This is a genomic window from Mycobacterium sp. NGS24, from assembly GCF_059813065.1.
Genome location: NZ_JCALDW010000001.1, coordinates 665,728 through 676,920, shown reverse-complemented (window position 1 = coordinate 676,920; position 11,193 = coordinate 665,728). Strand labels below are relative to the sequence as shown.

Below are 11,193 nucleotides of genomic sequence, written 5' to 3'. Positions count from 1 at the left end.
GTACCCGCCGCAATCGAAATCGGCGGAATAGTCAAATCCGGAATCGTCAAACTCGGCAGATTGAAGGCGCCCAACGTCGTACCCGCCGCAATTGAAATCGGCGGAATCGTCAAGTCCGGAATCGTCAAACTCGGCAGATTGAAGGCGGCCAACGTCGTACCCGGCGCAATCGAAATCGGCGGAATAGTCAAATCCGGAATCGTCAAACTAGGCAGATTGAAGGCGGCCAACGTCGTACCCGCCGCAATCGAAATCGGCGGAATAGTCAAATCCGGAATCGTCAACCGCGGGAGATTAAAAGCGGCCAACGTCGTGCCGGCGGGGATGACAAAGGGCGGAACGTAGATTCCCGGAATGTGCAATGCCGGCAGCTCAAAGGCGGGGACGGTGATCGCCTGTATCTCCAACGGCGGCAACGTGATGTCGGGAGTTGCGATCGAGAAGAACAGGTTGCCCTGGCCGGTGCCCTGGTAGAAGACGCCGTTGTTCAATTGGCCGGTGTTGAACAGGCCGTTGTTCATGTCTCCGAGGTTCAGGAACCCGGTGTTCAGGTTTCCTTGGTTGAAGAAGCCGGTGTTAGACGCACCGTTGTTGAAGGAACCTGTGTTCGAGGAGGCGGTGTTGAAGTCCCCCATGTTGAAGTTGCCGACGTTGTAGGTGCCGGTATTCGCGTTGCCGACGTCCAGGAACCCGGTGTTGAACGATCCCGCATTCAAAAAGCCGGTGTTGGCCCGGCCGGAGTTCCACAAACCGGTGTTGAAGTCGCCAGAGTTGCCGATGCCGAAGTTGCCGCTTCCGGAGTTGAAGAAGCCGATATTGCCGTTCCCCGAGTTGAACAACCCGAAGTTGCCAGAGCCGGAGTTGAGACCGCCGATGCCGATCTGACCGTTGCCGGCCAGCCCGATACCGATGTTGCCGTTACCCGTGTTTCCGAAGCCGAAGTTACCGACGCCGATGTTGCCGAAGCCGATATTGCCGCTACCGAGGTTGCCGAGCCCGAAGTTATTGCCGCCCAGGTTTCCCCAGCCGAAGTTCGAGCTACCGAGGTTTCCGGAACCGAGGTTGAAGTCGCCGAAGTTTGCGTTGCCGAAATTAGTCAGGCCGACATTCCCGAAACCGAGATTTCCAATGCCTGCGATGGGCGGGATCAGGCTCAGATTGAGGGATCGCTCCGGTACCGCGGCGGCTGCCAGTGGACCTACCTTTGCCGCTCCAGCGCTCATGCCTCCGACCAGACTCTGTAGCGGTTGCACGAACGGCGTCAGCGCGGATACCGCAGCGGAGGCGCCGACGTGGTAGGCGGACATCACCGAGACGTCCAGCGCCCACATCTCCTCGTAGAGCGCTTCCGCGGACGCGATCGCGGGAGCGTTCTGTCCGAAGATGTTGGACAACACCAGTGACACAAAGGCGTTGCGATTAGCTGCAATCAGCTCCGGATGCACGATCGCCGACGCGACGGCCTCGAACTCGGCCGCCATGGCACCTGCCTGCGCCGCGGCTTGTCCGGCATGCGATGCCGTGGCACTGAGCCAGCCGGCATAGGGGGCTGCGGCAGCCATCATCGCCGCGGCCGCCGATCCCTGCCAAGCTCCATCGACCAATCCGGCCGTTACTGATTCGAAGGTCGCTGCGGCAGAGGACAATTCATCTGCAAGACCCTCCCAGGCTGCCGCAGCCGCCAGCATCGGCTCGGTTCCCGCGCCGGCGAATATCAGTGCCGAGTTGACCTCGGGCGGCAGCACTGAATAGTTCATCGTCTCAACCTCTCTCAGGGGACAAGCGCCAATCGCAGTTTGTGACAACCGGATACGGGCCCCCCGACCCACAGTCGCCAGCAAGCTGTGTCGTAGCCGACAAGCTACGGGCGACCCCCAGGCCGAGGAGTCTTATTTATCAAATCGCTATTCAACCGTTATCTAAATGTGATTATCTTACGGTCTCAGTGACAATCTGCTTTACAAATCGACATTGGAGCAGAAGTTCCACCCCCTGATGTCAACGGCGAGAGCTGCCGCGTGCGGTGGGCCTTCAAGCACCCCAACGGAACTCAGCCACCAGCAGTCACCCTGCGTGTGCCGCGAAGTGGGCAGGGCTGCGCAACATAGCGCCACATATGTGACTCAAATACACTGCAAATTGACACAATGGAAAAATGCGATTAATTGCGCTTAATGGACACCGCGCCGGTGTGAACCGAATTGACTTGCGTCGAGCCACGTGAGCGCCGAATTTCCCGCAGAAACCCGTGGCAACGAACCTGCGCACGCGCAGCTCACGACCCGCGCCGAAACCCAAGTCCAGACAATGTGACTCATACGACCACGGCAGGCAGGCCGGAAACCGAGGGCGCCGCCCCCGAGTTTCCGGCGTCAGATTAGGGGGTATGCGACCCCGGCACATGCGCGACAAGAGTGAAGATTGGTGAGTCTGATGAGATCTCAAGTCAAGACGGCGTTTGCCGCCTTCGGCGGTGGCGCCATGCTTCTTATGGCAGTGGCCTGCGGTGGCGGCGACAACAAGTCCCCGAGTAGCAGCACTACGCCGACGACAACCCCGGCCACCAGCACCACAGCCCCGTCCGGCGCACCGACCGAAACTTCGCCCGGTGGTACCGGTGGTCCCGGCGGTGGCGGCGGCAGCGTCCCGGGCGGCCCCACCGGTGGCGGCGGGCCCGGCGGTGGCGGCGGCACGGTACCCGGCGGCCCCGGCGGCGGTGGTGGACCCGACGGCGGCGGCGGCAGCGTGCCTGGCGGGCCGACCGGTGGCGGCGGGCCGGGCGGCGGTAGCGGCACCATTCCCGGGGTCGGCGGTGGCGGCGGCGGACCGGGTGGCGGCGGCGGTTGCGTCGGCAACCTCTGCGGGGGCTTCCCGTGATCATCCGACGTCGTTGACGGAGACGAACGAGGACCGGTAACTACCGGTCCTCGTTTGCGTTGTCGGCCCAACCCGACTGCCCGACTCCTCAACCCGCCATCCCGGCGGGCATCGTCGTCGGCCCGACCCGACTGCCCGACTCCTCAACCCGCCATCTCGGCGGGCATCGTCGTCGGCCCGACCCGACTGCCCGACTCCTCAACCCGCCATCCCGGCGGGCATTGTCGTCGGGCTAAAGTTCGTCCAGGCCGATCGCAAGGGAGCCCCGATGGAGAAGCTCAGGTTCGGATACTTCATCGCGCCATTCCACCGCGCCGGCACCAATCCCACGCTTGCGCTGCAACGTGACTTGGAGTTCGTCGAGCACCTCGACTCCCTCGGTTTCGATGAGGCGTGGATCGGCGAACACCACTCGGCAGGCAGCGAGATCATCAGCTCGCCAGAGGTTTTCATCGGAGCAGCGGCTCAGCGCGCCAAGCGGATACGATTCGGCACCGGAGTGATTTCGCTGTCCTATCACAACCCGCTGTGGGTCGCGGACCGGCTGATGCTGCTCGACCATCTCACCCACGGACGCATCATCGGCGGAGTTGGCCCCGGATCACTGCCGACCGACTCCGCCATGATCGGGCTGACCCCGACAGACACACGCGAGCTACTCGAGTCCAATCTCGACATCGTGGTGCGTCTGCTGGCGGGGGAGACGGTGACCGCCAAGACCGCCACCCACCAATTGTTCGACGCCAAATTGCAGCTCGCTCCCTACTCGGCCAGCGGGATTCCCTTGGCGGTGGCCGCGGTCGCGTCGCCGACGGGAGCGCGGTTGGCCGGCAAGCACGGCATCGGGCTGTTGTCGATCGGAGCGACCCTGACCATCGAAGGGTTCGACGCGCTGGCCTACCACTGGGGCATTGTCGAGGAGCGCGCCGCCAAATTCGGTGCCCACGTCGACCGCAGCAACTGGAGCCTGGTCGGACCGATGCACATAGCCGAGACCGACGAACAGGCCCGTGCCGACGTAAAATTCGGCATCGAGCCCTGGTTCCGCTACTTCCAGAAGGTCGCCGCATTCCCGCAGATGACGATGCCGGGCGACCGGCTCGACGAGATGATCGACATGATCAACGGCAACGGCGCCGGCGTGATCGGCACGCCCGAACGCGCCCGCGAACAGATCCAGCGGTTATGGGACCAATCGGGCGGATTCGGCTGCATGCTGCAGACGGGTCATGAGTGGGCCAACCCGGCAGCGACCAGGCGGTCAGCCGAGTTGTTCGCCGCCGAAGTGATGCCGCACTTCCAGGGACAGGCCCAACCCACCTTAGACGCCGCCGCGCGAGCCGGACAGATGCGCGACAGCCTGGCTCAGACGCAGTTGCAGGCCATCGAGCACATGACCAAGAAGTACCAGGACGAGGTCGGATAGCCGCCGGACGGATTTCGCCGCCACCCGCTACCTTGGCCAACCCGTCCAGGAACGGCGAAAAGTGTTGCGCGGCGGGACTACTGAGCGCCAGATTGCCGCTCGGCAGCCTTTACCAGCTGGCCTGCGAAGAATTTGACTGCGCCGCCCATCGCCGCGCGGGCGGCTGGTCCGGTACCCCGGGCCTTCTCGATGAACGAGCCACTCCAACGGATGTCGGTGCCACCCGACGAGTTCGGTGTGAGGACCACTTCGGCGACATAGTCGGTGACCGGCTGCCGCGGACCCACCAGCTTGTAGGCGTGCCGCCGATCCTGCTCATAGGCAGTGGTTTCCTCCTGCACGAACACCGGCCACATCCCCAGCTTGCGGACCGCCCCTACGCCCCCGGGAGCCGGGTCGCCCTGGCGGACCCAGCTCGACGACACGACGATCGGTTTCGCCCAGCTGGACCAGTTGCCACCGTCGGCCACCAGCTGGAATACCGTCGCGGGGGGCGCGCTGGTGGTCCTGTTGACCTCGAACGTGAACTTCCGACCCGACATGGCTGACTCCTGAGGTATCCGACCTGGAATGGTGCTGCCGCGTACCCTATCGCGCACCCGCGCACCACCGATCCGGGCGGGTCACGTACCACAGGTCGCGGAATCGTCCACGCGGCGCCGGTGCCGGGGCATACTCACGGTGTGCCGAACGCCGATGCCGTCGAGATAGCACCCACACCAGGCCGACATCGCTGCGATGCTCACGTTGCTGAAGCCGCTGCGCAGGCTGAACGTTCAAGGGCCGGGAAGCCGACGGCCACGCAGCGCGCAAGGTCCGTGAACGCACCGCGGCGGCGATTGAAACCGGCATCGAATTGATGATCGCCGAGCGCGAAGCCGACCCGACCCGATCGGTTGTCGGACGGCTCTCCAAAACCGACACCTGACCGGGAATATGGCCAATGAGATTGCGGGACAACATATGAGATCCTCACTACCTTATCGCCGCAGCGGCGCGTTGCTGGTGGCAGCGCTGCTTCTCGGCGGGTGCAGCAGCCCAGCCCGCACGCCAGCCACTCAATCCAGCACCGGCAGCACCGCGGCAGCCTCCGTCGCCCAGGCGGGTGATAGCCAGAATGTGCTGGACTCTGCGGTCAAGGCCGACGGGCCAGGCTGCTCGGCGGCCGTCGGGGTCGAGGGCCGGGTGGCGTGGACCGGGGTTGCCGGACTTGCCAACCTGAGCAACAAAGCCAAGATCACCGCGGACACGGTTTTCGATATCGCTTCGGTCTCAAAGCAATTCACCGCCACCGCAATCCTGCTCCTGGTTCAGGCAGGCAAGCTGACCTTGGACGATCCGCTGTCCAAGTACATCACTGAAATGCCGCCGTGGGCCGCAAACGTCAGCCTCGCGCAACTGATGCATCACACCAGTGGGATCCCCGAATACACCAGCCTGCTTCAAGAGCAGGGGTTGAACTTCAGCGACCGCACCACCGAGGCCCAGGCCCTGCAGGCCCTGGTCGCGGTACCGGAGTTGACCTCTAAGCCCGGCGCGCGCTACGAGTACGTCAATTCCAACTACCTGTTGCTCGGCGAGATTGTGCACCGCGTCTCCGGCCGGTCCCTCGCGGACTTCCTCAGCACGGAGATCTTCCGTCCGCTCGGCCTGACCATGGTGCTCGAACCGGTGGCGGGCGTTCCCAATAAAGCAGTGGCATACAGCAAGGGCGACAACGACTTTCAGGCCACAGATTTCAAGTGGGAACAAGTAGGCGACCGCGGCATCCAGACCACCATGAGCCAGTTGGTCCGGTGGGCCGACAACTACCGCACCGGTAAGGTCGGCGGCCCGACTCTACTCGAGGCACAGCTGGCCGGAGCCGTGGAAACCGACCCCGGCGGCGGCGACCGCTACGGCGCCGGAATCCAGTCGCTCGCCAACGGCATGCTCGACCACCCGGGCACCTGGGCCGGTTTCCTCACGGCATTCCGGGTCAGCAGCGACCGTCGCACTGCGATCGCCGTCAGCTGCAACGTCGACAGTCAGGATCCGGGCGCCATGGTCGAGTCGCTGGGAAGCATCTGGATGCCGGGGTCATAAGTCCGTTCGCGACAGCGCGCAATTCCTATACGGCGCGCGGCGCGGCTGCCATGATTCACGGTATGGCGCAACCGTCGATTCTCACCACCGACAACGGCTTACCGTCGAGCGTGCAGGGTGCCTGCGACTCACGCTTTCTCAATGTCATCCGGGCATTCGCCGGGTTGTATCCCGGGCGCATATTCGGCGGCGGTGCGCTCTCGGTCTTCATCGACGGCCGGCAGGTGGTCGATGTCTGGACAGGCTACTCGGACCGCAAGGGCAACGAACCGTGGACCGCCGACACCGGGGCCATGGTGTTCTCCGCGACAAAAGGGTTAGCCGCCACCATTATTCATCTCCTCGTCGACCGCGGCCTGTTGTGCTATGACGCACCGGTCGCCGACTACTGGCCCGAGTTCGGCGCGAACGGCAAATCCGAGATCACCGTGAGCGACATGCTGCGACACCGCGCCGGACTGTCACACCTGAAGGGTGTGGACAAGGACACGATCATGGATCACCTGTTGATGGAGGAGCGGCTGGCCGCCGCGCCGGTGGACCGTGCGCACGGCAAGATGGCCTACCACGCGATCACCTACGGCTGGCTGTTGTCGGGCCTGGCCCGTGCGGTGACCGGCAAGGGCATGCGGGAACTGTTCCGCGAGGAACTCGCCCGACCGCTGGACACCGACGGCCTGCACCTCGGCCGGCCACCCGCGGACTGCCCGACCAAAGCGGCGCAGACGTTGTTGCCCCAGGCCAAGATCCCGACGCCGCTGCTGGACTTCATCGCACCCAAGGTTGCCGGACTGTCCTTTTCCGGGTTGCTGGGCTCAATCTACTTCCCGGGCATCATGTCGATGCTGCAGGACGACATGCCGTTCCTGGACGGCGAGCTGCCCGCGGTCAACGGTGTGGTGACCGCGCGTGCCCTGGCAAAAACGTACGCGGTGCTGGCCAACGACGGTGTCATCGACGGCACGCGACTGTTGTCGTCCGAGGCGGTATCAGGCATGAAAGGCAAAGCCGAGTTGTGGCCGGACCTGAATCTGGGACTGCCCTTCACCTATCACCAGGGTTATCAATCATCGCCTGTCCCAGGCTTTTTGGAAGGTTACGGCCACATCGGTCTGGGCGGCACCGTGGGATGGGCCGATCCGGAGACGGGCAGCTCGTTCGGATACGTGCACAACCGTCTGCTGACGCTGCTGCTGTTCGACGTGGGTTCGTTCGCGGGGTTGGCCCCGCTGCTCACCAACGCCGTCGATGCGGCGCGCAAAGACGGACCGTTGGAGGTGCCGCGTCTCGGTGCGACGTATCACGATCCCGGCGAGCACGAGCCGGCCGCGGGGGAGTAGCGCCCGCACCGCCCGAGGGCGCCAAGGACGATTTATAGACTTCGGTTATGGATGGCGGTGTCCGACCGGAGCCTGCAGTGCGTGATGGGCTACTGCAGATCGAGGATTGCCTGGCCACGGACGGCAACATCGCCCTGCCTCCGGACACCACGCTGATCTCGTTGATCGACCGCAACATCAGGTACGTCGGCGACGAGATCGCATACCGCTACCTCGACCACAGCGGCCTGGGCGCCGGGCGCGCGCTGGAAGTGACCTGGACCCAGTTCGGGGTGCGCCTGCGCGCCATCAGCGCGCACATCCAGCAGCACGCGGGACCCGGTGACCGGGTCGCGATCCTGGCACCCCAGAGCATCGACTGGGTCGCCGGCTACTACGCCGCAATCAAAGCGGGAACCATCGCGGTGCCGCTGTTCGCACCGGAACTGCCGGGCCACGCCGAGCGGCTGGAAACAGCCCTACTGGATTCGACCCCGAAAGTCGTGCTCACCACGACCGCGGCGCGCGACGGGGTGCAGCAGTTTCTGGCAAACGTCAGCCGGTTGCAGGCACCGCGCGTGCTGGTCATCGACGAAATTCCCGACTCGGACCAGGACCGGTTTGCTCCGGTCGCGCTGGACATGGACGCGGTCTCATACCTGCAATACACCTCAGGTGCCACCCGGGCCCCTGTCGGCGTGGAGATCACCCACCGCGCGGTGGCCACCAACCTGGTGCAGATGATCCTGTCGATCGACCTGCTCAACCGCAACACCCACGGCGTGAGCTGGCTGCCGCTATATCACGACATGGGCCTGTCGATGATCGGCTTCCCCACCGTCTACGGAGGCCACACCACCCTGATGTCCCCGACGGCGTTCGTGCGCCGGCCGCAGCGCTGGATCCAGGCTCTCTCGGCGGGATCACGCACCGGTCGCGTCGTCACCGCGGCGCCGAACTTCGCCTACGAATGGGCCGCGCAGCGCGGACTTCCCGCACCCGGTGAAGATATCGACCTCGCCAACGTCGTGCTGATCATCGGTTCCGAACCGGTCAGCATCGAGGCGGTGACCGCATTCAATAAGGCGTTCTCCTCATATGGGTTGCCGCGCAAGGCATTCAAACCGTCCTACGGTATCGCCGAGGCGACCCTGATGATCGCGACCATCGACCACGCCGCCGAGACGTCGGTGATCTATCTGGACCGCGAGCAGCTCGGTGCGGGCCGGGCGGTCCAGGTAGCTGCCGACGCTCCCACCGCCGTCGCACAGGTGTCCTGCGGGCAGGTGGCCCGCAGCCTGTGGGCGGTGATCGTGGATCCGGAGACCGGAGCAGAACTGCCGGATGGCCAGGTCGGCGAACCGTGGCTGCAAGGTGACAACGTCGGCCGCGGTTACTGGCGTCGGCCGGAACAGACGCGGCTGACCTTCGGAGCCAAACTGGGGGCCACCCTCCGAACGGGTAGCCACGCCGCCGGATCAGATATCGGCGGTGACTGGCTGCGGACCGGGGATCTGGCCGTGTACGTCGACGGCGAACTGTACGTCACCGGCCGGATCGCCGATCTGATCACCATCGACGACACACACCACTACCCGCAGGACATCGAGGCGACCGTCGCGGAAGCATCGCCGATGGTGCGCCGGGGCTACGCGACGGCGTTCACGGTGCCCCGCGAGGGCCGCCAGGCCCTGGTCATCATCGCCGAGCGCGCCACCGGCACCGGGCGGGCTGACCCGGCGCCTGCGCTCGACGCGATCCGCGCGGCCGTGGCGGCCCGCCACCGGTTGTCGGTCGCCGATGTGCGGTTCCTGCCGGCCGGGGCCATCCCGCGTACCACCAGCGGCAAGCTCGCCCGGGTGGCCTGCCGCGTCCAGTATCTGAGCGGCGCGTTCGGCGGGCACGACGCCGTGTCACCATGATTCGATGACCACCGACCCGTCGGCCGAGGGATCCGATCGGGTCCCGGAGCTGGCGGGGTTCCCGGTGAGACCGCCGCCCCTGATCCGTCCGGTCACCTTCGACCAGCACTGGGCCGATCTGACGTTCCTGCACTGGCCGGTGACGCCTGCCAGCATCGCGCATCTGTACCCGCCCGGCACCCGGCCCGACGTCTTCGCCGACGGCCTGACCTACGTCGGGCTGGTGCCGTTCACCATGACCAGCACCAAACTTGTTGCAGCGCTGCCACTTCCATACTTCGGTACGTTCCACGAGACCAATGTGCGGCTGTACTCGGTCGACGATGCCGGACGCCACGGAGTGCTGTTCCGGTCGCTGGAGACAGCGCGCCTGGCGGTGGTGCCGGTCACCCGGATCGGTCTGGGCGTCCCCTACACCTGGGCCAAGATGCGCATCGCCCGGTCCGGCAACCAGATCAGTTATCACAGCGTTCGGCGCTGGCCGCGGCGTGGGCTGCGCAGCCTGGTGACAGCCACCGTCGGCGAGCCGACCGCGCCGACACCGCTCGAGGTCTGGCTCACCGCCCGCTGGGGCGCGCACACCCGCAAGGCCGGACGCACCTGGTGGGTCCCGAACCAACACGCGGAATGGACGGTGCAGGCCGCCGAGATCGTGGAACTCCACGACGAGCTGGTGGCGGCTGCCGGAATCACGCCCAGCGGCGACCGGCTGCGCGCGCTGTTCTCCCCAGGGGTACGGACCCAGTTCGGCCGGCCCTGCCTGGTTGCGTAGCAATCCGGCTCACGGACAGGTGTATCCGCCGTCGATGATCAGGTCGGATCCGGTCATATAGCTGGAAGCCGCGCTGGCCAGGTAGAGGTAGAGGCCGGTGAGTTCTTCGGGCCGGCCGATCCGTCCCATCGGGATCTTCGGCTCCCACACGCGGTGATAGTCGGCGAGCGGCTCGACCAGCTCGGTACGGATGTACCCGGGACTGATGCTGTTGACCCGGATCTCGTATGGCGCGAATTCGACCGCCATCGCTTTGGTGAGGTGGATGACCGCCGCCTTGGTGGTGCAGTAGTGACCCACCTGCTGCGGGACGTTGATGATATGACCTGACATCGACGCGGTGGTGATGATGGACCCGCCGCGGCCCTGCCGCACCATTGCCTTGGCGGCGGCCTGGGCGGTGAGGAAGACCCCGGTCACGTTGGTGTCCTGGATCCGTTGAAACTCCTGTAGCGACATCTCCAGCATCGGGGTGTCCGAGACGATGCCGGCATTGCACACCGCGATGTCGATGCCGCCCAGGTGCTCAGTGAGCTGATCCACCATGGCGGTCACCTGATCTTGCCGGGTCACGTCGCACACGATGGGCACCGCCCGGCCTCCCATCGCGGCGATCTGCTCGGCTAACTCCGTCAGAGCATCCAAATGCCTTGCGGCAATCGCCACTTCGGCTCCGGCTTCCACGTAGGCCAGAGCCACCTGCTTACCGATACCGCTGGAGGCTCCGGTCACCAAAGCCGTCTTGCCGTGCAAGTCGAATAGATCCAACACCGTCATGGGATCTAGTCTGTC

At 65.1% G+C, this 11,193-nt stretch carries 9 protein-coding genes; 6 read left to right on the top strand and 3 right to left on the bottom strand.

The window, feature by feature from the left end:
• On the bottom strand, positions 1 to 1,757 hold a 1,757-nt coding region (locus AC5Y6Y_RS03095; protein ID WP_499929306.1), incomplete at its 3' end, for a PPE domain-containing protein.
• Positions 1,758 to 2,433: 676 nt separating this feature from the next.
• On the opposite strand from AC5Y6Y_RS03095, the gene AC5Y6Y_RS03090 reads away from it, so the two are divergent.
• Positions 2,434 to 2,877, top strand: a complete 444-nt coding sequence (locus AC5Y6Y_RS03090; RefSeq protein WP_463824252.1) for a hypothetical protein — start codon at positions 2,434 to 2,436, stop codon at positions 2,875 to 2,877.
• A 268-nt stretch (positions 2,878 to 3,145) separates the two neighbouring features.
• Positions 3,146 to 4,303: an LLM class flavin-dependent oxidoreductase gene (locus tag AC5Y6Y_RS03085; RefSeq protein WP_499918785.1), complete on the top strand. Its 1,158-nt coding sequence runs from the start codon at positions 3,146 to 3,148 to the stop codon at positions 4,301 to 4,303.
• 77 nt (positions 4,304 to 4,380) lie between these two features.
• Here AC5Y6Y_RS03085 and AC5Y6Y_RS03080 read toward each other — a convergent pair whose 3' ends face one another.
• Positions 4,381 to 4,845 carry an SRPBCC family protein gene (locus AC5Y6Y_RS03080; RefSeq protein ID WP_499918786.1) on the bottom strand — a complete coding sequence of 155 codons (465 nt, stop codon included), beginning with the start codon at positions 4,843 to 4,845 and terminating at the stop codon, positions 4,381 to 4,383.
• Positions 4,846 to 5,266: 421 nt separating this feature from the next.
• On the opposite strand from AC5Y6Y_RS03080, the gene AC5Y6Y_RS03075 reads away from it, so the two are divergent.
• The 4 genes from AC5Y6Y_RS03075 (at position 5,267) to AC5Y6Y_RS03060 (ending at position 10,401) form a co-directional block, all read left to right on the top strand.
• Complete coding sequence (locus AC5Y6Y_RS03075; protein ID WP_499918787.1) at positions 5,267 to 6,388, top strand: serine hydrolase domain-containing protein; 1,122 nt, start codon at positions 5,267 to 5,269, stop codon at positions 6,386 to 6,388.
• Between the two features lie 62 nt (positions 6,389 to 6,450).
• On the top strand, positions 6,451 to 7,728 hold the full coding sequence (gene lipD / locus AC5Y6Y_RS03070) for a lipase LipD (RefSeq protein ID WP_499918789.1): 1,278 nt from the start codon (positions 6,451 to 6,453) through the stop codon (positions 7,726 to 7,728).
• 47 nt (positions 7,729 to 7,775) lie between these two features.
• The gene (locus AC5Y6Y_RS03065; protein ID WP_499918790.1) at positions 7,776 to 9,629 is read left to right on the top strand and encodes a fatty acyl-AMP ligase; all 1,854 of its coding nucleotides are present in this window, start codon (positions 7,776 to 7,778) and stop codon (positions 9,627 to 9,629) included.
• A 4-nt stretch (positions 9,630 to 9,633) separates the two neighbouring features.
• The gene (locus tag AC5Y6Y_RS03060; protein ID WP_499918791.1) at positions 9,634 to 10,401 is read left to right on the top strand and encodes a YqjF family protein; all 768 of its coding nucleotides are present in this window, start codon (positions 9,634 to 9,636) and stop codon (positions 10,399 to 10,401) included.
• Positions 10,402 to 10,410: 9 nt separating this feature from the next.
• On the opposite strand, the gene AC5Y6Y_RS03055 is transcribed toward AC5Y6Y_RS03060, so the two are convergent.
• Positions 10,411 to 11,178 (bottom strand): SDR family oxidoreductase, encoded by a 768-nt coding sequence (locus tag AC5Y6Y_RS03055; protein WP_463824259.1) that lies wholly within the window; start codon positions 11,176 to 11,178, stop codon positions 10,411 to 10,413.
• Positions 11,179 to 11,193: the final 15 nt, after the last annotated feature.

What these genes read in the sequence shown, in the direction of transcription:
- AC5Y6Y_RS03060 (WP_499918791.1), top strand. Translation starts at nt 9,634, where the DNA reads ATGACCACCGACCCGTCGGCCGAGGGATCCGATCGGGTCCCGGAGCTG.
- AC5Y6Y_RS03075 (WP_499918787.1), top strand. Translation starts at nt 5,267, where the DNA reads ATGAGATCCTCACTACCTTATCGCCGCAGCGGCGCGTTGCTGGTGGCA.
- lipD (WP_499918789.1), top strand. Translation starts at nt 6,451, where the DNA reads ATGGCGCAACCGTCGATTCTCACCACCGACAACGGCTTACCGTCGAGC.
- AC5Y6Y_RS03055 (WP_463824259.1), bottom strand. Translation starts at nt 11,178, where the DNA reads ATGACGGTGTTGGATCTATTCGACTTGCACGGCAAGACGGCTTTGGTG.
- AC5Y6Y_RS03090 (WP_463824252.1), top strand. Translation starts at nt 2,434, where the DNA reads ATGAGATCTCAAGTCAAGACGGCGTTTGCCGCCTTCGGCGGTGGCGCC.
- AC5Y6Y_RS03080 (WP_499918786.1), bottom strand. Translation starts at nt 4,845, where the DNA reads ATGTCGGGTCGGAAGTTCACGTTCGAGGTCAACAGGACCACCAGCGCG.
- AC5Y6Y_RS03065 (WP_499918790.1), top strand. Translation starts at nt 7,776, where the DNA reads ATGGATGGCGGTGTCCGACCGGAGCCTGCAGTGCGTGATGGGCTACTG.
- AC5Y6Y_RS03085 (WP_499918785.1), top strand. Translation starts at nt 3,146, where the DNA reads ATGGAGAAGCTCAGGTTCGGATACTTCATCGCGCCATTCCACCGCGCC.